This is a genomic window from Planotetraspora sp. GP83, assembly GCF_041262585.1.
GTDB lineage: Bacteria > Actinomycetota > Actinomycetes > Streptosporangiales > Streptosporangiaceae > JAOEGB01.
This window is the reverse complement of record NZ_JBGCBZ010000003.1, coordinates 266,752-289,930: the sequence shown is the minus strand read 5'-3', so window position 1 is coordinate 289,930 and position 23,179 is coordinate 266,752. Positions and strand designations below refer to the sequence as shown.

At 70.8% G+C, this 23,179-nt stretch carries 22 protein-coding genes and 1 riboswitch; of the genes, 12 read left to right on the top strand and 10 right to left on the bottom strand.

Annotated features, from left to right (window positions below; translation table 11 throughout):
* Positions 1-14 precede the first annotated feature (14 nt).
* From ABH927_RS06160 to rpe, 6 genes are read left to right on the top strand one after another with little or no spacing between them, the layout of a single operon-like run.
* Positions 15-1,691: a hypothetical protein gene (locus tag ABH927_RS06160; protein WP_370018851.1), complete on the top strand. Its 1,677-nt coding sequence runs from the start codon at positions 15-17 to the stop codon at positions 1,689-1,691.
* A gap of 23 nt (positions 1,692-1,714) precedes the next feature.
* Positions 1,715-2,929, top strand: coding sequence for a hypothetical protein (locus ABH927_RS06155; protein ID WP_370018849.1), 1,215 nt, complete (start codon positions 1,715-1,717; stop codon positions 2,927-2,929).
* 35 nt (positions 2,930-2,964) lie between these two features.
* A complete protein-coding gene (gene def, locus ABH927_RS06150; protein WP_370018848.1) occupies positions 2,965-3,513 on the top strand; it encodes a peptide deformylase in 549 nt (182 codons plus the stop codon).
* Positions 3,513-4,442, top strand: coding sequence for a methionyl-tRNA formyltransferase (gene fmt / locus ABH927_RS06145; protein ID WP_370018846.1), 930 nt, complete (start codon positions 3,513-3,515; stop codon positions 4,440-4,442). Before def ends, fmt begins: the two co-directional genes overlap by 1 nt.
* Positions 4,443-5,831 carry an RsmB/NOP family class I SAM-dependent RNA methyltransferase gene (locus tag ABH927_RS06140; RefSeq protein ID WP_370018845.1) on the top strand — a complete coding sequence of 463 codons (1,389 nt, stop codon included), beginning with the start codon at positions 4,443-4,445 and terminating at the stop codon, positions 5,829-5,831.
* Positions 5,832-5,843: 12 nt separating this feature from the next.
* Positions 5,844-6,503: a ribulose-phosphate 3-epimerase gene (gene rpe, locus ABH927_RS06135; RefSeq protein WP_370018843.1), complete on the top strand. Its 660-nt coding sequence runs from the start codon at positions 5,844-5,846 to the stop codon at positions 6,501-6,503.
* Here rpe and ABH927_RS06130 read toward each other — a convergent pair.
* Genes ABH927_RS06130 through ABH927_RS06110 form a run of 5 tightly spaced genes read right to left on the bottom strand, consistent with a single transcriptional unit; the run spans position 6,500 to position 12,495 of the window.
* Positions 6,500-7,531 carry an ABC transporter ATP-binding protein gene (locus ABH927_RS06130; RefSeq protein WP_370018841.1) on the bottom strand — a complete coding sequence of 344 codons (1,032 nt, stop codon included), beginning with the start codon at positions 7,529-7,531 and terminating at the stop codon, positions 6,500-6,502. The genes rpe and ABH927_RS06130 overlap by 4 nt on opposite strands.
* A complete protein-coding gene (locus ABH927_RS06125) occupies positions 7,528-8,586 on the bottom strand; it encodes an ABC transporter ATP-binding protein (protein ID WP_370018839.1) in 1,059 nt (352 codons plus the stop codon). Before ABH927_RS06125 ends, ABH927_RS06130 begins: the two co-directional genes overlap by 4 nt.
* Before the next feature lie 10 nt (positions 8,587-8,596).
* On the bottom strand, positions 8,597-9,577 hold the full coding sequence (locus ABH927_RS06120; protein WP_370018837.1) for an ABC transporter permease: 981 nt from the start codon (positions 9,575-9,577) through the stop codon (positions 8,597-8,599).
* A 58-nt stretch (positions 9,578-9,635) separates the two neighbouring features.
* Positions 9,636-11,423 carry an ABC transporter substrate-binding protein gene (locus ABH927_RS06115; protein ID WP_370018836.1) on the bottom strand — a complete coding sequence of 596 codons (1,788 nt, stop codon included), beginning with the start codon at positions 11,421-11,423 and terminating at the stop codon, positions 9,636-9,638.
* Positions 11,424-11,472: 49 nt separating this feature from the next.
* Positions 11,473-12,495 (bottom strand): ABC transporter permease, encoded by a 1,023-nt coding sequence (locus ABH927_RS06110; RefSeq protein ID WP_370018834.1) that lies wholly within the window; start codon positions 12,493-12,495, stop codon positions 11,473-11,475.
* Positions 12,496-13,040: 545 nt separating this feature from the next.
* A riboswitch (FMN riboswitch) is annotated at positions 13,041-13,187 on the top strand.
* A gap of 118 nt (positions 13,188-13,305) precedes the next feature.
* On the opposite strand from ABH927_RS06110, the gene ribD reads away from it, so the two are divergent.
* The 6 genes from ribD to ABH927_RS06080 all read left to right on the top strand — a co-directional run bounded on the left by ribD (position 13,306) and on the right by ABH927_RS06080 (position 17,986).
* Entirely contained in the window at positions 13,306-14,415 is a 1,110-nt protein-coding gene (gene ribD / locus ABH927_RS06105) for a bifunctional diaminohydroxyphosphoribosylaminopyrimidine deaminase/5-amino-6-(5-phosphoribosylamino)uracil reductase RibD (protein WP_370018833.1), read from the top strand.
* Positions 14,416-15,012, top strand: a complete 597-nt coding sequence (locus ABH927_RS06100) for a riboflavin synthase (RefSeq protein ID WP_370018831.1) — start codon at positions 14,416-14,418, stop codon at positions 15,010-15,012.
* A complete protein-coding gene (locus ABH927_RS06095) occupies positions 15,009-15,641 on the top strand; it encodes a nicotinamide riboside transporter PnuC (protein WP_370018829.1) in 633 nt (210 codons plus the stop codon). The genes ABH927_RS06100 and ABH927_RS06095 overlap by 4 nt, the downstream gene beginning before the upstream one ends.
* Positions 15,642-15,646: 5 nt before the next feature.
* Complete coding sequence (locus ABH927_RS06090; protein WP_370018828.1) at positions 15,647-16,921, top strand: bifunctional 3,4-dihydroxy-2-butanone-4-phosphate synthase/GTP cyclohydrolase II; 1,275 nt, start codon at positions 15,647-15,649, stop codon at positions 16,919-16,921.
* A complete protein-coding gene (ribH, locus tag ABH927_RS06085) occupies positions 16,918-17,391 on the top strand; it encodes a 6,7-dimethyl-8-ribityllumazine synthase (RefSeq protein WP_370018826.1) in 474 nt (157 codons plus the stop codon). Before ABH927_RS06090 ends, ribH begins: the two co-directional genes overlap by 4 nt.
* 142 nt (positions 17,392-17,533) lie before the next feature.
* Entirely contained in the window at positions 17,534-17,986 is a 453-nt protein-coding gene (locus ABH927_RS06080; RefSeq protein WP_370018824.1) for a PH domain-containing protein, read from the top strand.
* A gap of 24 nt (positions 17,987-18,010) precedes the next feature.
* On the opposite strand, the gene ABH927_RS06075 is transcribed toward ABH927_RS06080, so the two are convergent.
* The 5 genes from ABH927_RS06075 to ABH927_RS06055 form a co-directional block, all read right to left on the bottom strand.
* On the bottom strand, positions 18,011-19,324 hold the full coding sequence (locus ABH927_RS06075; protein WP_370018822.1) for a S28 family serine protease: 1,314 nt from the start codon (positions 19,322-19,324) through the stop codon (positions 18,011-18,013).
* 69 nt (positions 19,325-19,393) lie between these two features.
* On the bottom strand, positions 19,394-20,506 hold the full coding sequence (locus tag ABH927_RS06070) for an LLM class flavin-dependent oxidoreductase (RefSeq protein WP_370018820.1): 1,113 nt from the start codon (positions 20,504-20,506) through the stop codon (positions 19,394-19,396).
* Entirely contained in the window at positions 20,503-21,507 is a 1,005-nt protein-coding gene (locus ABH927_RS06065; RefSeq protein ID WP_370018818.1) for an ABC transporter substrate-binding protein, read from the bottom strand. Before ABH927_RS06065 ends, ABH927_RS06070 begins: the two co-directional genes overlap by 4 nt.
* Positions 21,508-21,551: 44 nt before the next feature.
* On the bottom strand, positions 21,552-22,277 hold the full coding sequence (locus ABH927_RS06060) for an ABC transporter ATP-binding protein (protein WP_370018816.1): 726 nt from the start codon (positions 22,275-22,277) through the stop codon (positions 21,552-21,554).
* On the bottom strand, positions 22,250-23,095 hold the full coding sequence (locus tag ABH927_RS06055; RefSeq protein ID WP_370018815.1) for an ABC transporter permease: 846 nt from the start codon (positions 23,093-23,095) through the stop codon (positions 22,250-22,252). The genes ABH927_RS06060 and ABH927_RS06055 overlap by 28 nt, the downstream gene beginning before the upstream one ends.
* Positions 23,096-23,179: the final 84 nt, after the last annotated feature.

Genomic DNA, 23,179 nt, shown 5'->3' with positions numbered 1-23,179 from the left:
GTTAGCGTCTCCCTGTGTCGATCGAATGGGTGAACCGGGCCGTCGACGGAATCCGCGCGTGGGGGCGTGAGAAGGGCGTCGAGGTCGACGTCGACGAGGTACGCCTGCTGTGCGACTACGCCAGCGACTACCTGGAGGTCGACGAGCTCGGCGATTTCAGGCCGGGCACGTTCGAGGAGCTCCTGCTGGAGATCTACCCGCGCAAGGTCATCGCGCCGCCGGAGAGCGCGCCGGAGACGGTCGCCGCGGCCCGCACGCTGGTCGAGTTCCTGCTCGACACGGGGGAGATCGGCAGCAAGACGGCCGCCCGGATGCGGGCGACCATCGACGAGATCGAGCCGGAGATGCCGGGCGCGCTCGCCGACACCACGAAGTTCGGCATGGCCAAGAGCATCTTCAGCGCGATCAGCGCCGACTCGCTCGACCTGGCCGACCCCGCGGCCGTCCAGCGCGCGGTGGACGAGGCGGGCGGCGACGGGGACGCCTGCGACTGCCCCGGCTGCGCGCCCCTGCCGCCCGTACGGCTGGCCGCGCCGGCCGAGCTGGCGAGAGCCGTACGGGACGTGCCGCTGCTCCGCGAGGCGCACGGGCTGGTGGCCTGGATGGCCGGCGGCGGCCGGACGACGACGGTCAGGAAGGCGCTGCGGGTCAAGGACGCCCGGCAGGTCACGGAGGAGCTGGGCGTCGAGCGGCCCGCACTGGCCTGGCGGCTGGCGGTCGACCTCGGGCTCGCCCGGGTGGACGGCACGGCGGTGCTGCCCGGCGAGGGCTTCCGCCCGCTCGGCTCCCGCCCGGACGAGGAGGTCCTCGACCTGTGGGCGGGGACCGTGCAGTTCCTCATCGAGGCGCCGATGGACATAACGGGCGAGGACGTCGTCGACGAGGAGCTCTACTCGATCCACGACCTGCTCTACCGGGTGCAGGCGCCGGTCCCGGTGGAGGCGATCGGAGACTATCTCCGGGAGGCCGCGGCCGGGAGGCCGCCAGGGCGGCTGGAGGCGGCGCTGGAGGACCTCGCCCGCGCGGGAACGGTCCAGCGCACCGCGGACGGCCTGACGCTCACCCCGCACGGTCTGTGGGGGCTGCGGCTCATGTACGAGGAGATGGGCATGGAGGCGCCCATCGCGGCGGACCTCGCCGAGGGCGACGCGAGCGGGCTGATCGGCGGGCTGATCAGCGACGGCCTCCCCGAGGAGGTGGCCGAGCGGGACATCGTCGCGTGGCTGTCCCGGCGGACTCCCGAGGAGGCGGCGTCCGAGCTGCTGGCGGCCGTCGTGGGCGCGCCGGCCGAGGTGCGGGGGATCGCGGTCACGATCGTCGACCGGCTCGGTGAGGAGGCGGCCCCGGTCGTCCGTACGTACCTCGGCGACGCGGAGCTCCGCTCGCACGCCATCCACTGGCTCTCCGCCCGGGGGCTCGACGCTCCCTCGCTCACCCAGGACGAGCTGCTGTGGCTCAGCGTCGACATGCTGGCGCTCGCGCTGCCCGCCGCGGAGGCCGACCCCGAGGGCTTCGCGGAGAACATCGCCGCGTCCGGACCGGCCCCGCACCTGATCGAGCACATGTGGCGGGTCGACCACCCCGACGTCGTCGAGGTCCTGGAGCTTCTCGGCAACACGCTGCCGGACCGGGCGGCCGCGAAGGCCGCCCGGAAGGCCGCCTTCAAGGCACGTTCTAGGGGCATCCGGTGACGGGTGTGGAGTAAGTTGCTGGAATGGCCGACAGCGACGTGCTCACATTCCCGCCGGTCGATCTCGCCCCCGATGAGGAGCTGGTTCAGGCGGTGCGGGAGATCCCTCTGGTGCGGGACGCCGCCCGCCTGGCCGAGTGGACCGGCGTCCGGGAGGTCACCGAGCACGGGCTGCCGACGGTCGGCGACGCCCGCGCGGCGGTCACCGAGCTGGGGCTGAACGCCAAGCGGCTGCACCTGCTGTGGGTCGTCGCCGTCAACGGCCGGCTGATCGAGATCACCCGTGAGGGGGCCCGCCCCGGCCCCGGCGTCCCCGACCCCATGGAGTTCTGGGACGGCGTCGTCATGGACGTGCTGGACCGCACGGACGAGGGCCTCACCGGGTCGGCCGTCGTGGACGAGCACCTCACCGAGATCCTCGCGACCATCTACTCGGTCCGGGACGGCATGCCGCTCGGCGCGCTCGCCACGGGCATCCTCCATGCGCACGAGGTCGGGTGCGAGGCCCGCCAGGCGGAGCTCAAGCGGCTGCGGATGACGCTGCCCGGCGAGCTGGCCGAGGCCATGGACCTGCTGGTCTACTGCGGGCTCATCGAGCTGCCGGGCGATCTCGTACGGCTGACGCAGCCCGGCGTGTGGGCCGTCCGCCGCGACCTGCTCCGCGAGGGCCACGACGCGCCCTCCCTGCGGGAGGTCGCCGGGTTCGCCGAGCTGACCGCCGCCGAGCTGATCGACTCGATGCTCGTGGGCAAGGCGTCGGCCAGCGCGGCCACGCTGTGGCTGGAGCACCGGATGCCCGAGGACGCCGCCCGGGAGCTGATCAAGATCGCCGCGTCCGGCAACGCCGCGCAGCGCGGCACGGCCGGGACGATCCTGGAGGAGCTCGGCCCGGAGGCGGAGCACGCCGTCAGGGAGGCGCTCGTCGAGCCGATGATGTGGCGATACGCCGCGGCCTGGCTGGGCGTCCGCGACCTCGACGCCCCCGCGCTGGGCGAGGGCGACGGCGCGTGGGTGGCCGTGGACACGCTGGCGGCCCTGCTCTACATCGGCGCCCCGGCCGACTCGGCGGCCCATTTCGACATCCTGGGGGAGGACCTGCTTACGCTGGTGCCGGAGATGGGGCGGGTCGACCACCCGGACGCCCTGGCCGTCCTGGAGATGCTCGGCAGGCACCACCCCGACGTGGTCGTGGCCAAGATCGCTAGAAAGACGGCGATGAAGGTCCGTTCACGCCCGTAAACTGTGGTGATCCCATAGTGAACGGAGAGCCGCTGTTGGCCATTCAGCCGATCCGCCTGTTCGGCGACCCGGTGTTGCGCACCCCGGCGGAGCCGGTGGTCGACTTCGACAAGGAGCTGCGCAAGCTCGTCAAGGACCTCACCGACACGATGATGGACGCGCCGGGGGCGGGGCTCGCCGCGCCGCAGATCGGCGTGGGTCTCCGGGTGTTCACCTACTACGTCGACGAGCAGCTCGGGCATCTGATCAACCCCGACCTCGACCTGTCGGACGAGCTCGACGAGGAGGGCGAGGAGGGCTGCCTGTCCTTCCCCGGCCTGTCCTATCCCACGCCACGGGCGATCCGGGCCGTGGCCAAGGGCTACAACATGCACGGAGAGCCGATCACGCTGGAGGGCACCGACCTCATGGCGCGCTGCTTCCAGCACGAGACCGACCATCTCGACGGCGTGCTGTTCATCGACCGGATGGACGTCAAGCAGCGCAAGCTCGCGATGAAGGCCATCCGGGAGGCCGAGTGGAGCGGGCTGTCGGCGCCCGCCGTGAAGCTCTCGCCGCACGCCACGCACGGGAGGGCCCTCTAGTGCGCCTGGTCTTCGCCGGCACTCCGGACGCGGCGCTCCCGTCGCTGCGGGCCCTGCTGGACTCGCCCCGCCATGAGGTGGCGGCCGTCGTCACCCGCCCGGACGCGCAGTCCGGCCGGGGGCGGAAGGTCCACCCCAGCCCGGTGGCCCAGCTCGCCGAGGAGTCGGGCATCGAGGTGCTCAAGCCGTCGAAGGCCGGGGATCCCGAATTTCTCGACCGCATTAGAGCGATAAATCCGGATTGTTGCCCGGTTGTCGCTTACGGGGCATTGCTGCCGCAGGCGGCGCTCGATATTCCACCTCATGGGTGGATAAATCTGCATTTCTCATTGCTGCCGGCTTGGCGTGGAGCGGCGCCGGTCCAGCATGCCGTGCTGCACGGCGACGAGATCACCGGCGCCTCCACCTTCCGGATCGTCAAGGAACTCGACGCCGGGCCCGTCTTCGGCGTGGTGACCGAGGAGATCCGCCCCGAGGACACCAGCGGCGACCTGCTGGCCCGGCTCGCCGAGTCGGGCGCGGGGCTGCTCCTGGCGACGCTGGACGGCGTCGAGGACGGCGCGCTGGAGGCCCGGCCCCAGCCGTCCGACGGGGTGAGCTTCGCGCCCAAGATCGGCGTCGAGGACGCCCGGGTGGACTGGACGGCCCCCGCGATGCGGGTCGACCGGCTGGTCCGCGCCTGCACCCCGGCCCCCGGCGCGTGGACCGAGTTCCGCGGTCAGCGCGTCAAGCTCGGCCCCGTACGGCTCGCGCCGGAGGCGGACAAGCTCGCCCCCGGCGAGATCGCCGCCTCCAAGAACGGCGTGCTGGCCGGCACCGGCAGCCACCCCGTCGAGATCGGCGAGGTGCAGCCGCAGGGCAAGCGGCTCATGAGCGCCGGCGAGTGGGCCCGCGGCGTCCGGATCACCGCCCAGGATCGGCTGGACTGAGTGACCGTGAACGGCCAGGAAGGCCGCCCCAAGGGCCGCCGCCGCCCGCCCCGCCCCACCAGGGACGAGGCCCGCAACGCCGCCTACGACCTGATGAGGGCCGTCGACGAGCGGGACGCCTACGCCAACCTGCTGATGCCGACGCTGCTCCGTCAGCGGCGCGTCAGTGGCCGCGACGCCGCCCTCGCCACCGAGCTGGCCTACGGCACGCTGCGCGGGCTCGGCACCTACGACGAGATCATCGCCGCGTGCAGCGACCGCGCCCCGGAGAACGTGGACCCGCCGCTGCTCGACGCGATCCGGCTCGGCGTCCACCAGCTGCTCAAGACCCGCATCCCGCCCCACGCGGCGGTCAGCGCGACCATCGACCTCGTACGGCTCCGCGTCGGCGCGGGCCCGTCCCGCTACGCCAACGCCGTGCTGCGCAAGGTCGCGGGCCGGACGCTGGAGGAGTGGCTGACCATCGTCGCCCCGCCGCGCGAGCAGGACCCGGTCGGGAACCTCTCGGTCACCTACAGCCATCCGCGCTGGATCGTCACGGCCCTGCGCGACGCGATCGGCGGCGACGTGGACGAGACCGCCGCCCTGCTGGACGCCGACAACGAGCGGCCGCGCGTCGCCCTGGTGGCCCGGCCGGGCCGCTGCTCGGTCGGCGAGCTGGTCGCGGCGGGAGCCGAGCCGGCCGCCTACTCGTCGTACGGCGCCTACCTGACCGAGGGCGACCCCGGCGCGATCCCGGCCATCGGGGAGGCCCGCGCCGCCGTGCAGGACGAGGCGAGCCAGCTCGTCGCCCTCGCCCTCACCCGCGTGCCGCTCGCCGGGGACGGCCAGGCCGGGGAGCGCTGGCTCGACATGTGCGCCGGCCCCGGCGGGAAGGCCGGGCTGCTCGACGCGGTAGCCGTACAGAACGGGGCGCGCCTGCTCGCCTCCGATGTGCAGTATCACCGCGCCCGGCTGGTCTGGGGGACGACCAAGGAGGCCAAGGTGGTCGTCGCGGACGGCACTGAGCCGCCCTGGCGGTCCTCCGCGTTCGACCGGGTGATGCTCGACGCGCCCTGCACGGGGCTGGGCGCCCTCCGCAGGCGGCCGGAAGCCCGGTGGCGGCGGGACCCGCGCAGCATCCCCGAGCTGACCCAGTTGCAGCGCCGGTTGCTCGACTCGGCGCTCGACGCCGTACGGCCGGGCGGCGTGGTGGCGTACGTCACGTGCTCGCCGCATCTCGCGGAGACCCGCGCGGTGGTGGACGACGTGGCAGGGCGGGCCGAGGTGCTGGACGCGCGGGAGTTCCTGCCCGAGGTGCCGGACCTCGGCGACGGCCCCCACGCCCAGTTCTGGCCCCACCGGCACGGCACCGACGCCATGTTCCTGGCTCTGCTCCGCCGTACGTAGACTGCTGCCACTATGGCCGTACAGATCTCGCCCAGCATCCTGTCCGCCGACTTCGCCCGTCTCGCCGACGAGGCCGCCCGGGTGGAGGGCGTCGCCGACTGGCTGCACGTGGACGTCATGGACAACCACTTCGTGCCGAACCTCACGATCGGCCTGCCCGTCGTCGAGGCGCTTCTCAAGGCGACCTCGACGCCGATCGACTGCCACCTCATGATCGAGGACCCGGACCGGTGGGCGCCGGGCTACGCCGAGGCCGGCGCGGGCAGCGTCACGATCCACGCCGAGGCGGCGAAGGCGGCCGTGCGGACGCTCCGGGCGATCCGCGCCGCGGGGGCCCGGGCGGGCTTCGCGGTGAACCCCGCCACGGCGGTCGAGCAGTACGAGGACCTGCTGCCCGAGATCGACATGCTGCTGGTCATGACCGTCGAGCCCGGCTTCGGCGGCCAGCGGTTCCTGGACGTCGTGCTGCCGAAGGTGTCCCGGGCCCGGGCGCTGATCGACAAGCACGGCGGCGAGGTGTGGCTCCAGGTGGACGGCGGCGTGTCCGCCGAGACCATCGAGCGCTGCGCCGAGGCTGGAGCCGACGTCTTCGTCGCCGGGAACGCCGTCTACGGGGCCGACGACCCGGCCCAGGCCGTACGGAACCTCCGCGCGCTGGCCGAGAAAGTCTAGGCCAGGGCGGGGTCCAGGACCACGTCCTCGCCGTGGGTCGTCGGGGCCTCGGGGAAGTGGCAGGCGGTGAGGTGGCCCTCGCGGTTGCCGCTGAGCTGGACCAGCGGCGGCGCCTCCTGGGCGCACCTGTCCTGCGCCTTCCAGCAGCGGGTGCGGAAGCGGCAGCCCGACGGCGGGTCGATGGGGGACGGCACGTCGCCGGCGAGGCGGATCCGCTCGCGTGGCTCGCCCGACACGTCCGGGTCGGGCACGGCCGACAGCAGGGCGTGCGTGTAGGGGTGCCTCGGCCGCTCGTAGATGGACTCGCGGTCGCCCACCTCCACGATCTTGCCGAGGTACATGACCGCGACCCGCTGGGAGAAGTGCCTGACCACGGCGAGGTCGTGGGCGATGAACAGGAACGCGATGCCGAGGTCGCGCTGCAGCTCCCGCAGCAGGTTGACCACCTGGGCCTGGATGGACACGTCGAGCGCCGACACCGGCTCGTCGGCGATGATCAGCTTCGGGCTGAGCGCGAGCGCCCTGGCCACGCCGATGCGCTGGCGCTGTCCGCCGGAGAACTCGTGCGGGAACCGGTTGTAGTGCTCCGGGTTGAGGCCGACGATCTCCAGCAGCTCCTGGGCGCGTTTCTTCCGCCCGCCCTCCGGGTCGATGCCGTTGATCTCCATCGGGCCCCGGATGATCGCGCCCACGGTCTGCCGGGGGTTGAGCGAGCTGTAGGGGTCCTGGAAGATCATCTGGATCTCGGGCCTGATCGGCTTCAGCTCCCGCCGCGAGCTGTGGGCGATGTCCTCGCCCCGATAGAGGATCTTGCCGCCGGTCGGCTCCAGCAGCCGCGCGGCCAGCCGTCCGGTGGTGGACTTGCCGCAGCCCGACTCGCCGACGAGGCCGACGGCCTCACCCGTCCCCACGGTCAGGTCGATCCCGTCCACGGCGTGCACGTCGCCGATCTGGCGCTTCAGGATGAAGCCACCCATGACCGGGAAGTACTTGGTCAGGCCCTGGAGTTCCAGCAGCGGCGTGGTCACGGCTTTTCCTTGATCTGCGTGAGGATTTCCTGCTTCTGCGCGAGCGTGAGGTAGCACGCGTCGCCGTGCCCGGTCTCGGGGGACAGGCCCGGCCGCTGGTGGAGGCAGAGCTCCGGCCCGGCCAGCTCGGGGTAGTCGCAGCGGGGATGGAACGGGCAGCCCGCCGGCGGGCTCAGCAGGCTCGGCGGGGTGCCCCTGATCGGGGTCAGCGGGACGTCCACCGGCCCGCCCAGCTTGGGCACCGAGGAGAGCAGGCCCCAGGTGTACGGGTGCCGGGGCGAGCCGAGGACCTCGCGCACGGTCCCCCGCTCGGCGGCCCTCCCGGCGTACATGACCAGGACGTTGTGCGCGGTCTGAGCGACGACGCCGAGATCGTGGGTGATCAGGATGATGGCGGTGCCCGTCTGCTGCTGCAGGTCCTTCAGCAGGTCGAGGATCTGCGCCTGCACGGTCACGTCGAGAGCCGTGGTCGGCTCGTCCGCGATCAGGAGCGCCGGGTCGCAGACGAGGGCCATGGCGATCATGACGCGCTGCCGCATGCCGCCGGAGAAGTGGTGCGGGTAGTCGTCCACGCGGGTCTTGGCGTTCGGGATGCCGACGCGCTCCAGCATCTCGACCGCGCGGTCGCGCGCCTCGCGCTTGCTCGCGCCCCTGTGCCTGCGGTAGACCTCGCCGATCTGGCGGCCCACCGTGTGGAACGGTGACAGCGCGGTCAGCGGGTCCTGGAAGATCATGGCGATCCGGTTGCCCCGCAGCTTCTCGAGGTCCGTACGGCTCGCCCCGATCAGCTCCCGGTCCTCGAACCAGATCTCGCCGTCGATGTCGGTGTGCTCGGGGTTGTGCAGGCCGAGGACGGCCAGGTTGGTCACCGACTTGCCCGAGCCGGACTCGCCGACGATGCCGAGCGTCGTGCCCTTCTCCACTTCGAAGGAGAGCCCGTCCACGGCCTTGACCACGCCGTCCTCCGTCCGGAAGGAGACGTGCAGATCCTGGACGGAAAGGAAGGAGTCGCCCCGGCGGCCGGAGCTGCTCTCGGAGAGTGTGACGGCGGTCAAACGGTGACTCCTAGCTGAGGCGGACGCGCGGGTCGATGACCGCGTAGAGCGCGTCCACGATGACGTTGAAGACGACGATCGCGGCGGCGGCGAGGAGCACCGTCGCCATCAGCATGGGCAGGTCGGAGTTCACCACCGCCTGGATCGAGAGGCGGCCGATGCCCTGCAGGCTGAACGTGGTCTCCGTGATGATCGCTCCACCGATGAGGCTGGCGAGATCGATGCCGAAGATCGTGGCGATCGGGATCAGGGTGCCCCGCAGCGCGAAGCGGAAGACGACCGTCCGCGCGGGCATCCCCTTCGCCCGTGCCGTACGGACATAGTCCTCACCGAGCTGCTCGACCATGGTCGACCTGGTCATGCGGGTGTAGTTGGCGGTGAAGATGATCGCCAGCACGATCCAGGGGAGCAGCAGGCCGTAGGCCCAGCCGACGGGGTCCTCGGTGAGCGGCACGTACCGCGGGCGCTCGATGACCTGCCACTGGAAGACCAGGAAGTACATCGCCAGCGTGCCGACGAAGTAGATCTGCACGGAGGCGCCGATCAGCGACGAGATGCTGGCGATCTTGTCCAGTGGCCTGCCCTGCCGCAGGGCCGCGATGATCCCGGTGCCCACGCCGAAGACCAGGAAGAGGATGGCCGATCCGAACGTCAGCGAGAGCGTCACCGGCATCCGGTCGACGATCGTGCCGAAGACCGGCTCCTGGTTGACGAAGGAGTAGCCGAGGCAGGGCGCCGGGCAGTGCCCGAGCCCCTCGTAGTCGCGCCCCACGAAGATCCCGGCGAGCCACTGCACGAACTGGACGAAGATCGGCTGGTCCAGCCCGAGGTTGTGCCGCGCCTGCGCGAGGGTCGCCGGCGGGCAGACCTTCCCGCAGGCCAGCCGCGCCGGGTCGCCCGGCACGGCGAAGAAGAGGAAGAACGTCACCGCTGCGACGATCAGCAGGATGAACGCCGCGCCGAGGGTCCGGCGGGTCAGGAATCGAAGCACGAGAGCTCCTGTGCGGTGCTCCGGGGCGCCCCGGCGAGAGGCGCCCCGGAGACGGGTTTCACTGCTTCACGAAGATGGTGTTCGGCGAGACGACCCAGCTGATCGGGTCGACCTCGGCCCCGCCAACCAGCGAGCCGTGGAGGGAGTTGGCGATGTCGTTGAGGTCGGGCACCAGCGGCGTGACCGTCTCCATGATCTTCTTGTCCAGCGCGCCCCAGGCCGTGTTGGCCTCGTTGGCGTCGGCCAGACCCTGGATCCGCTTGATCTCCGCCTCGATGGCCGGGTCCTTGAGGTGGGACAGGTTCTGCCCGCCGTCGTAGATCGGGCCGAAGATGACCGGGAAGACCGTGGCCGCGGTGGGCCAGTCGGCGCCCCAGCCGCCCCAGTAGATGTCGAAGTCGTTCTTCACCTTGCTGACCGAGTCGTACCAGGTCTTGGTGTTCATCGGCTTGGCGACGACCTTGATGCCGGCCTTCTCCAGCGCGTTCTTGATCGCGACGGTGACCCGCTCCTCGGTCGGGGTCTGGTTGTACCCGTACACGAGCGTGGGAGTGGGGTTGCTCGTCTGGGCGAGCAGTTCCTTCGCCTTCGCGATGTCACCCTCCGGCTTGGCCTTCTTCCCGAACAGGTCGTAGTCCTGGAAGCCGGCCACGGTCGGGTTGAGGATCGTGGTGGAGACGACCGAGGCGGCCGGGCCGCCCTTGATCTGCTGGATCTGCCTGGTCGGCCAGGCGTAGTTGACGGCCTGGCGGACCTTGATGTCCGTCACGCGGTCGAGGTTGAAGTAGTAGTAGTCCGCGTAGGGCGACGGCTGCCGCATCAGGCGGGGCTTGAAGCTCGGGTCGCTCAGCACCTGCTGCAGCCGCTCGGGCGCGATGGCGGTGTAGAAGCTGAACGTCTTCTTGTCGTCACCCGCGTCCGCGATGAACCGGTCGGTGACCTGGAGCGACTGGAAGCCGAACTCCAGGTGCCACTTGTCCGGGTACGCGCCGCGGATCGGGTCGCTCGCCGCGTCCCAGTTCGGGTTGCGCTCCAGGTCCATCGACTTGTCCTGGACGTGCTTGGCGATGATGTACGGCCCGCTGGAGACGGGGTCCTTGTCGTACTTCTCCTTGGTGTCCTTCGCCTTCGGCACGATCCCGTAGGTCGTCATCGCGAGGGCGAAGTTGGCGTCGGCGTGCGGCTCGTTGAACTTGAAGACGACGGTCTTGTCGTCCGGAGTCTCGATGTTGTCGAGCTCCTTGCCGTCGTAGGGGCCGGCGTACGCCTTCTTGTAGTCCTCCTGGGTCAGCCACTGCTGGACGTACGGCGCGCCCTCGGTGCTGTAGGAGGCGAACAACCGCTCGACGGACCACTTGACGTCGGCCGAGGTGATCGGGCTGCCGTCCTGCCACTTCACGCCGTCCTTGAGGGTGAAGGTCCAGGTCTTGCCCCCGTCGGACACCTTCCCGGGGTCGGTCGCGAGGTCGCCGACGAGCTTGTAGTCGTTCTGGCCGACCCTCTTGTAGCCGGTGAGCTGGCGGCTGATCAGCAGGGAGAAGTTCGACTCGACGTTGGCGTAGATGCGGCCCGGGTCGAGGTGGGCGTAGTCGTCGCGGTCGATCATGTTGACGGTCCCGCCCTTCACGACGCCCTCGGGCGGGATGGCGGGCCCGGTGGAGTCGGCTGCGGTGCCGATGGCGATCTTCGGCGCGGTGCCGGCGGAGGCTCCGCCCGAGGCGACGGCCCCGCTCGACGCGGTGGTGCCGCTGACGGGGCCACCGCCTCCGCCCTTGGCGCACGCGCCGCTGAGGGCGACGACGCCGATGGCGACAACGGCCAACGTGGACCGCTTCCGGATGGACATAGTGCTCCTATCTGGGGGGACTCTCGGGCAAAGGGTGGCCGGCGGCGCGTCAGCGTCTGATCTTGGGGTCGAAGGCGTCCCGCACCGAGTCGCCCAGCAGGTTGAAGGCGACCACGAAGATCAGCAAGGCGATGCCGGGGAACATCAGGTAGGTGATGTCGGAGGTGTAGACCTCGGTCCCTCTCAGGAACATCCGCCCCCAGTCCGGGGTGGGTTCCAGGATGCCGACTCCCAGGAAGGACAGCGCCGCCTCGGCCGTCACGAAGGCGGGCAGCGCGAGGGTCGACTGGATGAGGATCGGCGTCCAGAGGTTGGGCAGCAGCTCCTTGAAGACGATCCGCGCGGGTGAGGCCCCGCTGACCCGCGCCGCTTCCACGAACTCCCGCTCGCGCAGGGAGAGCACGTTGCCGCGGAGCAGCCGGGAGAGCCCGGCCCAGCCGAAGACGGTGAGCAGGATGATCAGCGACGTGGCCCGCAGCGACGTCGGCGTCTCCTCGTCGGGCTTCACCAGGAGGTTCTCCAGCACCGGGATGAACGCGATGATGAAGAGCGTCTGGGGGAACGACAGCAGCACGTCGATCACGCGGCCGACCACGTAGTCGGTCCTGCCTCCCACGTAGCCCGCGACGATGCCGACCACGACGCCGATCGCCGTCGTCGCCAGCGTCGCCACCAGGGAGATCAGCAGCGAGGTGCGGATGCCGTACACGAGCTGGGTGAAGACGTCACGGCCGAGGCCCGGCTCGATGCCGAACCAGAAGTCGGAGCTCATGCCGCCGTTGGGCAGAATCGGGAAGCCGAAGTCGTTGAGCAGCCCGGGGCTGTCCTGACCGTAGGTCGTGTAGGGGTCCTTGCCGTACAGCGCGGAGATGAGCGGCGCGGCGAGGGCGACCAGGATGAAGAACAGGACGATGAGGGCCGAGATCATTCCGGTCTTGTCCCGGCGAAAGCGCCGCCACATCAGCTGGCCGGGCGAGCGGCCGACGATGGCGGGGGCCGGCTCGGGCGTGCCGGTCACGGAGTCGGCGGCGTCCGTGGCGCTGGCGGTCGTGGCCGGGGAGGGGAACGTCATGGTGCGGTGCTCCCAGATGGACCTTTAACGATCGGAGAAATCCGACTTGAAGGGAACCTTGGCAACTAATTTTCCGAGGGTCAATCGCTCCGCCGCGGCATTCGGGTTTTTGCCCGCTTCGTTGTCCAAAGTAAATCAGCTTGTGTCCGGAAGCCCGTTGACCTCGGCGGATGTCCAGAGTGACACTGCATATTACATGGTGGCTCCTGTGTCTCGATTTCGTGACACAATTCGGACGCCCCAGAGACAGTCCTCACCCGCCCGCGAAATGCCGTCAAGCCCGGAAGGCCTCGCCGGAAGCGTTCAGACGGGGGCCGCGACGCGCCGGTCCCCGGTCCCCCGTCCCCGGTGCCAGGGCCGTGGGGCGTAGGGAGCTCTCACCGTGCGGTAGCTCTCACCGTGCGGTAGCTCTCACCGTGCCCCGCGGTCGCCGGAGCCCTGCTGTGGTGTACGGCACTGCGGCCCGGTAGAGCGGGATTTGCCGGAATCGTGCACAATGGTGACCGTGCCATGCGTGGCACACTGAGACAGAGCAGAGACAGAGCAAGCGTGCTCCGGGGTCGGTGTAATTCCGAACCGGCGGTGACACCCCACAGGGGTGGCAGTCCGCGACCCGGCCGAAGCCATCGGCCGGTGGACCTGGTGAGATTCCGGGACCGACGGTGAAAGTCCGGATGGGAGGAAGCGCGCGAACGGACGACCGTGCCGTCAGGCACCGTGCGTCCGTTGACGTGGTGCGGTGGTCCTATCCGCCGCACCCGTCCACCCCCGGGGCCCGCCGTGGCGACACAGGCGAGAGGAAGACCCGGGGTGAGCGAACAGATCCCGCCCGGCGGCGAGCCGTCCGACGACCGTCACATGCGGCGCGCGGTGGCGCTGGCCGCCCGTGGCCTGGGCGGCACCAGTCCCAATCCCGTCGTCGGGTGCGTGATCCTCGACGCCTCCGGCGAGGTCGCGGGGGAGGGCTTCCACGCCTTCGCCGGCGGGCCGCACGCCGAGGTCGTGGCCCTGCGGGACGCGGGGGACCGGGCACGGGGCGGCACCGCCTACGTCACGCTTGAGCCCTGCAACCACACCGGCAGGACCGGGCCCTGCGCCGGCGCGCTGCTCGACGCCGGCGTGGCGAGGGTCGTCGTCGCCGTCTCCGACCCCAACCCCGTGGCCGCCGGAGGGGCCGGGACGCTCCGCGCGCACGGGGTCCGGGTGGACACCGGCGTCCTGACCGAGGAGGCCGAGCGGGGCAACGCCGCCTGGCTGACCTCCGTCCGGAGGCGCCGGCCGTACGTGACGTGGAAGTTCGCGGCGACCCTCGACGGGCGGTCCGCCGCGGAGGACGGCACCAGCCAGTGGATCACCTCTCCCGAGGCGCGGGAGGACGTGCAGCGGTTGCGCGCCGAGAGTGACGCCATCGTCGCCGGGATCGGCACCGTCCTCGCCGACGACCCCCGCCTCACGATCAGGACCGCGCCCCGCGAGAGGCCGCCGCTGCTGCGCGTGGTCGTGGACCCCGGCGCCCGGACCCCCGCGTCCGCCCGCGTCCTGGACGGCGAGGCCCCAACGCTGGTGGCCGTCGCGGCCGGCGTCGACGTCCCCCCGCACCTCGGCGACGCCGTACGGCTGCCGCGCGCCGAGGGCGGAATAGATCTCCACGCGCTCATGGCTGAGCTGCGCGGGAGGCAGATCGTGAGCGTGCTGCTCGAAGGCGGGCCGAGGCTCGCCGGCTCGTTCATCAAGGAGGGCCTGGTCGACCGGGTCGTCGGCTACCTCGCGCCCGCCCTGCTCGGCGCCGGAGCCGCGGCGCTCGGGCCCGCCGGAGCGGCCACCATCGGAGAGATCCACCGCCTCGGCTTCGAAGAAGTCACCCCCATCGGGCCGGACCTCAGGGTCATCCTCCGGCCGGCACCAGCTAAGGAGCGCTGAATGTTCACCGGAATCGTCGAGGAGCTCGGCGAGGTCGTCGGGGTCGAGCCGCAGAGCGACGCGGCCCGCCTGTCGGTCCGCGGGGCGGTCGTCACGGGCGACGCCCGGCACGGCGACTCGATCGCGGTCAACGGAGTCTGCCTCACGGTGGCGGACGTCGAGGGCGACGTCTTCACCGCCGACGTCATGAAGGAGACCCTGGACCGGTCGTCCCTGGGCGTGCTGCGGCCGGGCTCCCGGGTCAACCTGGAGCGCGCCGTGCGCGCCGACCAGCGTCTCGGCGGCCACATCGTGCAGGGCCACGTGGACGGCACCGGCGTGGTGCTGTCCCGCGAGCCCGGCGAGCACTGGGAGGTCGTACGGCTCTCGCTGCCCGAGGCCCTGAACCGCTACGTCGTGCAGAAGGGGTCGATCGCGGTGGACGGCGTCAGCCTGACCGTGGTCGGGGTGGACACCGACGCCTTCGCGGTGAGCCTGATCCCCACCACGCTCGACCTGACCACGCTCGGCCGCAAGCAGCCCGGCGACCCGGTCAACCTGGAGGTCGACATCATCGCCAAGTACGTCGAGAAGCTCACCGCCGGGGCCCGCGCATGAACTGGGCGACGGCGGGGTTCGACGTCTTCGGGCAGCACGTCTTCTGGACCGACCTGATCGGCAACGTCTGCGCGCTCGTGACGGTCTGGCTGGCGATCAGGAAGACGATCTGGACGTGGCCGGTGCAGCTCGCCGGGTCCGCGCTGCTGTTCGTGGCGTCCGTCAACGCGCACATCACCGGCAACGCGCTCAAGCAGGTGCTGTTCGGCGTGCTCGCGGTCTACGGCTGGTTCCGCTGGTCGCGGGGCACCCGCGACGGCGGCACGCTGGTCATCCGGTCGGCGTCCCCCCGCGAGAGGGCGCTGCTCGCCGCCGCGATGGCCGCCGGGACGGTCGCGGTGGCGCTGCTGTTCACCTTCCTCAACTCCCGCGGCCTGAACATCTCCTGGGCGCCCTGGCCGGACGCCTACATCTTCGTCGGAAGCGCCGTCGCGACCTGGGCGCAGGGCCGCGCCCTCGTCGACTTCTGGGTGATCTGGGTGGCGGTCGACCTCGTCGGGGTGCCGCTGGCCTTCACCTCGCACCTGGTGGTCTCCGGCGCCGTGTACGGCCTGTTCTTCGTGATGGTTGTTTTCGGGTTCCGTGACTGGTTGCGCCAGTCCCGCAGGCTGGAGGCCGTGACCGTATGACCGACATGACACCAGAGATGACACCGGACATGACGCCGGAGATCCGGCTTGATCCCGTCGAGCGGGCGATCGCGGACATCCGCGAGGGCAGGCCCGTGGTCGTCGTCGACAACGAGAACCGCGAGAACGAGGGCGACATCATCTTCGCGGCCGCGAAGGCGACTCCCGAGCTGCTCGCCTTCACGATCCGCTACACCAGCGGCGTGATCTGCGTGGCGATGGAGGGCACGGAGCTCGACCGGCTCGGCCTGCCGCTCATGGTAAACCAGAACCGCGAGCGCCTCAGGACGGCGTACACGATCAGCGTGGACGCCCGCGACGGGGTGACGACGGGCATCTCGGCCGCCGACCGGGCCAAGACGATCCGCACGCTGTGCGACTCCGCCACGGAGCCCTACGAGCTGGTCCGCCCCGGCCACATCTTCCCCCTCCGCTACCGCGAGGGCGGCGTCCTCGTACGGCAGGGCCACACCGAGGCGGCGGTCGACCTCGCCCGGCTGGCCGGGCTGTCGGCCGCTGGAGCCCTCGCCGAGGTCGTCAACGACGACGGCACGATGGCCAGGCTGCCGAGGCTGCGCGAGTTCGCCGACAAGCACGACATCGCGCTGATCTCGATCGAGCAGCTCGTCGAGTACCGCCGCAGGTCCGAGCGGATGGTCACCCGGGTCGCCGAGACCCGCATCCCCAATCGGTACGGCATCTGGCGGGCCTACGGCTACGCCAGCGCCCTGGACGGCGGAGAGCACCTGGCCCTCGTCTACGGCGACCTCTCCGACGGGGAGAACGTCCTCGTCCGCGCGCATTCGGAGTGCCTGACCGGCGACGTGCTCGGCTCGTTACGGTGCGACTGCGGGGTCCAGCTCGACCACGCCATGCGGGTGATCTCCGAGGAGGGCCGGGGCGTGGTCGTCTACCTGCGTGGCCACGAGGGGAGGGGCATCGGCCTGCTGGCCAAGCTCAAGGCCTACGGCCTCCAGGACAACGGCAGCGACACCGTCGACGCCAACGTGGAGCTCGGCCTGCCCGTGGACGCCCGGGAGTTCTCCAACGCCGGGCAGATGCTCGCCGATCTCGGCGTGAAGTCGGTGCGGCTGCTGACCAACAACCCCGCCAAGGTGCGGGGCATGGACGGCTACGGCATCAAGGTCCTCGGCCGCGAGCCCATGCCGGTGGCCATGAACCCGTACAACGAGAAATACCTCAGGGCCAAGCGCGAGCGCCTCGGCCACGACATTCCCGAACAGCACGACATTCCCGAACCGGAAGGGGACAACTCATGAGTGGCGACGGGCGTCCGGACGCGCAGAGGGTGGACGCGGGAGGGCTGACCGTCGGCATCGTCGCGGCGCGCTGGCACGAGAAGATCACCGACCAGTTGCTGGCGAGAGCCGTACAGGCTGCCGAGGACAGCGGCGCCGCCACGGTGACGGTGCGCGTGGCGGGTTCGCTGGAGATCCCGGTGGTGGCGCAGGCCCTGGCGAGGCGGTGCGACGCGGTGGTGGCGCTCGGCGCCGTCATCAGAGGCGAGACGGCCCACTTCGACTACGTCTGCGACTCGGTGACGTCGGGCCTGACCAGGGTGTCCCTCGACGAGTCCACACCGGTCGGCAACGGGGTGCTCACGTGTGACACGCTCGACCAGGCCGTCGACCGGTCGGGCCTGCCGGGGAGCAAGGAGGACAAGGGCTACGAGGCCACCGTCGCCGCCCTCGAAACCGCCCTCATCCTCCGCACCCTCCCCTCGCCGTGATCATGCACAGATTCCCGGGCGTCCGCCGTGACCCGCCCCAATCCCGGTCGTGATCATGCGTGGGTTCGCATTCCTCCGATCCAAGCTGGGAAAACTGTATTGGTGATCATGCATGAGTGCGCAGCCCTCCGAGGGAGCCGTCATGGCTGACCGCACGCCGCCGCCGCTGCCCGTGACCTGGCGTCCCCGGCGCGCCCGGATCATCGCGTACGGCCTGGCGGTCGTGATGGTGGTGGGCTCCGTGGTCCTCGCGGTCATGCTGCCGCCGCAGTTCAAGCTGCCGGACCGGCTCGGCATGGCCGTGTTCGGCTGCCTCGTGGCGGGCGTGCTGCACCTGCTCGGCCGGCTCCGGGTCACGGCCGACGAGCGGGGGATCACCGTGGTGAACGCGCTCAAGGTCCACCGCTACGAGTGGCCGGAGGTGATCGACGTCACCATGGTCGAGGGCGACCCGTGGCCGAAGCTGGACCTGGCCAACGGGCTCACCCTCGGCGCGATGGGGATCCAGAGCACCGAGCGGGAGCGGTCCCGCAAGGCCGTCGCGGAGCTGAGCGCCCTTATCCGGGACCGCGGAGAGGCGCCCGACCGGGTGTAACGCGCCCAGGATGCGGATGCGGAGTCAGCTCACCCCGGCCCATCGGCTGAGGACCGCGGTGGCCTTCTCCTCGTCGGCGGCGGACAGCGTGGCGATGCTCGCTCCGTGGTTCCCCTTGGGGGCGACGAACACGTGGCAGTCGCCGCCCCGGGGGGTGAACCGCTCGGCGCTCCACGGGTCGTACTCCCCGTAGACGAACATCATCTCGCTGGACCGCCCGGTCACCCAGGCGTCGACGTCCTTCATCGCCGCGCCGTCGTACCGGGACCGCAGAGACTTCGGCAGGCTCGAATTGGCCTGGTAGAGCCCGGGATGGCGGAGCAGGCCCTTCAGGTGGCCGAAGCTCAGCGTGGCCCAGCCGAGCTGGGTGGCCGCCTGGTAGTAGTAGCCGAGATAGGGGGCGATGCCCTGGTCGGTGTACACGTACCACTGCTGGATCTTGCCGACCCACCGGAAGATCGCGGTGTCCGACGCGCTGCTGCCCGGGATGCCGCCGCAGTAGCGCGTGCCGAAGTACTGCCAGAAGGTCCAGACGGAGTCGAGCACGCTGAGCTCGAAGGAGCGGTCGGCGCTGCCCACCGTCTTCGTGAAGGTGAGGCCGTCCCGCTTCGCGAGGGCCTTGAGCTTCGGCACGAGCCTGGCCCGCCGCTTCAGCGCCTCCCGCTGCACGTTCCGCAGCGCCGTACGGCACGCGGGGGTGCCCACCTGGGTGAAGAACTCCTCGTAGCGCCGGTCGTCGGAGTTGACGGCGTCGTTGGGAGCCACGTACGCGACGACGCCGCTGACGTCGCCGGGGTAGAAGCGGCGGTGGTAGACGGCCGTCATGCCGCCCTTGCTGCCCCCGGCGGCGATCCAGTTGCCCGTGTAGATCGGCTTGAGCGCCTGGACGATCGCGTGCTCGTCGCTCGCCTCCTGCCAGATGTCGAGCTTCGTCCAGTCCTTCGGTTTGGGCGTGGAGGCGCCGAAGAACCGGTGCTCGACCGCGATCTCGTTGCCGCCCAGGATCCTTGACGGCTCGCTGAGACGGCTCCCGCCGTACAGGGAGTATCCGCTGGTGAAGAGCACGGTCGGCAGGGAGGCCGACCGGTGCATGACGCTCAGCCGCTGCTTGAAGGTCCCCGCGCCCGGGTGCCGGTGGTCGACCGGCTGGGTGAAGGTCAGCGTGAAGAGGGTGTACTTCGCGGACACCCGCTTCTTCGACACGACCTTCAGGCCGTGGACGGCCTTGAGCTTCGCCAGGATGCCGTCATCGCGCTCCCCGGCCGGGGCGGCGGCGGCCGTCCCCGGCACGAGGAGAGAGAGCAGCAGGCAGATCAGCAGGATCGGGCCACGCGGCACGCTGGGGGTCCTCCCGGTCGATGGTGAGCGGGACGACTCTGCCGTATGGCGGTATATCAGGACAACGGGTTATCGGGGCAAGAGCACGCCGCGGCGGCGGAGCTCGGGCAGCACGCCCTCGCCGAACCAGTAGGCCTCCTCCAGATGGGGATAGCCGGACAGGACGAACTCCTCGATCCCCAGCGAGGCGTACTCCTCCACCAGGTCGGCGACCTCCCCGTGGCTGCCGACCAGGGCCGTTCCCGCCCCGCCGCGGACGAGGCCGACCCCCGCCCAGAGGTTCGGGTAGATCTCCAGGTCGCGGGCCTTTCCACCGCGGAATCCGTCATGGAGCGCGAGCATGCGCTGCTGGCCGACGGAGTCGCTGCGGCTGAGGATCTTCCGCGCCGACTCGATGTCCTGGGGGTCGATCCGCTCCAGCAGCCGCTGGGCCTCGGCCCAGGCCTCGTCGGCGGTGTCCCGGGTGATCACGTGCAGGCGGATGCCGAACCGCAGCGTGCGGTTCTCGGCCGCGGCCAGCTCGCGGATCCAGTCGAGCTTCGTCGCGACCTGCGACGGCGGCTCGCCCCACGTCAGGTAGACGTTCACGTGCTTGGCCGCGACCGGCCCGGCGGCCGCCGAGGAGCCGCCGAAGTACAGCTCGGGGACGGGGGAGGGCCGCTCGGCCACCATCGCGCCCTCGACGTCGTAGTGCTCGCCGGTGAAGTCGAACGGCCCGTCCCACGCGCCCCGGACGATGGACAGGAACTCGTCGGTCCTGGCATACCGCTCGTCCTTGGACAGGTGGTCGCCGAACCGCTTCTGCTCGGTGGTCTCGCCGCCCGTGACCACGTTGAGCAGCAGCCGCCCGCCGGAGATCCGCTGGTAGGTGGCGGCCATCTGGGCGGCCAGCGTCGGCGACAGGAACCCGGGCCGGAACGCGACGAGGAACTTCAGCCGCTTCGTGACCTGGGTCAGGGCGGCCGTGACCAGCCAGGCGTCCTCGCAGAAGGTGCCCGTCGGGGTCAGCACGGCCTCGAAGCCGAGCTGCTCGGCCGAGCGGGCGATCTGGCCGAGGTAGTCGATCGACGGCGGGCGGTACACGCTGGCCGTGGGATGGCCGTGGCCCCGGTGGAGCCCGTGGCCGCCGCCGACGATCGCCCGGCTGTCGCCCGTCGTGGGCAGGAACCAGTGGAACCTCACTGCTGTGCCTTCCCCACGACGTCGTTGAACCGGTTGTCGACGAAGCCGGAGAACTTCACGCTGCCCGGGATCAGGCCCTCGGCCGTGAACGCGTCGGTGATCTCCTGCTGGGATGTGACGACGGAGTCGTCGATCGCGATCGGGGTGGCGACGGAGTTGACCACCGCGGCGTTCGCGACATCCGCCGGGAGGCCGGTCTCCTGCGCCCACACCTTGGCCCACTCGGCCTGGTGGGACGCGGCCCAGGTCCGCGCCTTGGCGAGCCGGGTGAGGAAGTCGCGGATGGCCGTCTCCTTCCCGGTGACCGCCGCGGGGGAGGCGACCTCGAAGCTCAGCCCGCTGACATAGCCGTTGCCGTCGACGACCGGCTTCGCCTTGTTCTGGATCTTCACCTGGGCGGCGAACGGGTCCCAGATGGCCCACGCGTCGACCGTGCCGGACGTGAAGGCCGCGAGCGCGTCGGCGGGCTGGAGATACTGCGGCTGGATGTCCTTGAACGACAGGCCCTCCTTCTTCAGGACGGCCAGCAGGTGGTAGTGCGACGCGCTGCCCTTGGCCACCGCGATCTTCTTGCCCTTGAACTGGGCGGGAGAGGTGATCGCGGATCCCTCCGGCACCACGATCGAGAGCGCCGTGGGGTTCTGCTGGTAGGCGGCGACCACCGTGATCTTGGAGCCGGCGGCGGCGGCGAAGACCGGCGGGGTGTTGCCGACGCCGCCGATGTCGATCGCTCCCGCGTTCACCGCCTCCAGCAGCGGCGGGCCGGACGTGAACTGGGACCACGTGATCGCGTAAGGCGTCCCGTCGAGCAGCCCGGCGGCCTTGAGCACCGCCTGCACCCCGGCCTTCTGGTCGCCCACGCGCAGAGTCACGCCCGAGCCGGAGCCACCGGCCGGCTTTCCGGCGGCCGAGTCGTCGGTGGAGCCGGTGTTGGCACAGGCCGTACCGAGGGAGCCGAGGGAGACGGTGAGGAGGAGCGCGGCGAGCAGTTTCCTGGTCATATTCCGGGTCATATTCCGGGTCATATTCGTGGTCATGTTCCTGGTCATGAGCTTCCTTCGGGGGACACGCCGAGAGCGGAGAGGAGGGTGGCGCGGAGCGACAGCAGATCGGGGTGGTCGCGGTGGCGGGGACGCGGTGTGGAGACGGCGGAGTCGTGGGCGATGCGGCCCTCGTCGAGGACGAGGACGCGGTCGGCCAGCAGCAGCGCCTCGTCCACGTCGTGGGTGACCAGCAGCACGGCCGGCCGGTGAACCGACCAGAGCTGGAGGACGAGCTGGTGGATGGTGATCCGGGTCAGCGCGTCGAGGGCGCTGAACGGCTCGTCGAGCAGCAGCAGCTCGGGCTCGCGGACGAGGGCGCGCGCCAGGCTGGCCCGCTGCGCCTCGCCGCCGGAGAGCGTGAGCGGCCACGCGTCGGCCCGCTCGGACAGCCCGACCTCCGCCAGCGCGGCGTCCGCCCGCTCCTTCGGGCCGGGTGCCGGGCCCTTTCCCGGCAGGCCGAGCGCGATGTTGGCGTGGACCCGCTTCCAGGGGATCAGGCGCGGCTCCTGGAAGGCCACCGCGACCGAGTCGGTCACCGTCAGGCCGCCCTCGACCTCGCCGTCCAGCCCGGCGAGCGCGCGCAGCAGGGTGGACTTGCCGGATCCGCTGCGGCCCAGCAGGGCGATGAACTCGCCCCTCCCGATTTCCAGGTCGAGCCGGTCCAGCACCGTCCGCTCGCCGAACCTGCGGGTGAGGCCCCTCACCTCGACAGGAACTCGCGTCGCCATGTCAGCGCCCTCCTCTCCAGCAGGCGGACCAGGGCGTCGGTCAGCAGGCCGAGGGCGCTGTAGACGAGGAGCCCCACGACGATCACGTCGGTCCGGAGGAACTCCCGGGCGTCGTTGATCATGTAGCCGAGACCGGCGTTGGCGTTGACCTGCTCGGCGACGATGAGCGCGAGCCACGCGACGCCGAGGCTCTGCCGCAGGCCGACGAGCGTCTGGGGGAGCGCGCCCGGCAGCACGATGTGCCGGATCAGCTGGGTATTGCTGAGCCTGACCGTGCGCGCGACCTCGGCCAGCTTGCCGTCCACTCCGCGGATGCCCGCGAAGGTGTTCAGGTAGAGGGGGAACGACACCGCGAGCGCCACGAGCAGGATCTTGGGCGTCTCGCCGATGCCGAACCAGAGGATGAACAGCGGGATCAGTCCGAAGAACGGCAGCGCGCGGAGCATCTGCATGATCGGGTCGACCGCGTTCTCCCCTTTGTGGCTGAGTCCGGCGACCAGCGCCAGACCGACGCCGGCGAGCCCGCCGGCGGCGAACCCGATCAGCACCCGCTGGAGCGACACGGCGATGGCCGTGGGCAGCGTGCCGGACTGGACGAGGTCGACCGCCGTCGTGGCGATCGTGGAGGGCGCCGCGAGCAGGCGCGTGGGCAGCACACCGGTGCTGCTCGCGATCTGCCAGACGACGACGAGGACGAGCGGGCTGATCCACCGCTGCCAGGCCTTTCCGCGTGGGCGCCGGTTCTGAGCTGCTGGGGAGGGCCGCGGGCCGGGACTGATCTCCGTACGGACGGGCGTCCCCAGTTCAAGGACGGACATGGGACCTCGCAAGGAAGGCGGGCGTGCGATTCCCCTGAAGCATTGCCGGTATTTCCTACCAAGTCAATGGGTAATCTATACTGA

What these genes read in the sequence shown, in the direction of transcription:
- ABH927_RS06155 (WP_370018849.1), top strand. Translation starts at nt 1,715, where the DNA reads ATGGCCGACAGCGACGTGCTCACATTCCCGCCGGTCGATCTCGCCCCC.
- rpe (WP_370018843.1), top strand. Translation starts at nt 5,844, where the DNA reads ATGGCCGTACAGATCTCGCCCAGCATCCTGTCCGCCGACTTCGCCCGT.
- ABH927_RS06115 (WP_370018836.1), bottom strand. Translation starts at nt 11,423, where the DNA reads ATGTCCATCCGGAAGCGGTCCACGTTGGCCGTTGTCGCCATCGGCGTC.
- ABH927_RS06110 (WP_370018834.1), bottom strand. Translation starts at nt 12,495, where the DNA reads ATGACGTTCCCCTCCCCGGCCACGACCGCCAGCGCCACGGACGCCGCC.
- ABH927_RS06100 (WP_370018831.1), top strand. Translation starts at nt 14,416, where the DNA reads ATGTTCACCGGAATCGTCGAGGAGCTCGGCGAGGTCGTCGGGGTCGAG.
- ABH927_RS06095 (WP_370018829.1), top strand. Translation starts at nt 15,009, where the DNA reads ATGAACTGGGCGACGGCGGGGTTCGACGTCTTCGGGCAGCACGTCTTC.
- ABH927_RS06090 (WP_370018828.1), top strand. Translation starts at nt 15,647, where the DNA reads ATGACACCAGAGATGACACCGGACATGACGCCGGAGATCCGGCTTGAT.
- ribH (WP_370018826.1), top strand. Translation starts at nt 16,918, where the DNA reads ATGAGTGGCGACGGGCGTCCGGACGCGCAGAGGGTGGACGCGGGAGGG.
- ABH927_RS06080 (WP_370018824.1), top strand. Translation starts at nt 17,534, where the DNA reads ATGGCTGACCGCACGCCGCCGCCGCTGCCCGTGACCTGGCGTCCCCGG.
- ABH927_RS06065 (WP_370018818.1), bottom strand. Translation starts at nt 21,507, where the DNA reads ATGACCAGGAAACTGCTCGCCGCGCTCCTCCTCACCGTCTCCCTCGGC.
- ABH927_RS06060 (WP_370018816.1), bottom strand. Translation starts at nt 22,277, where the DNA reads ATGGCGACGCGAGTTCCTGTCGAGGTGAGGGGCCTCACCCGCAGGTTC.
- ABH927_RS06055 (WP_370018815.1), bottom strand. Translation starts at nt 23,095, where the DNA reads ATGTCCGTCCTTGAACTGGGGACGCCCGTCCGTACGGAGATCAGTCCC.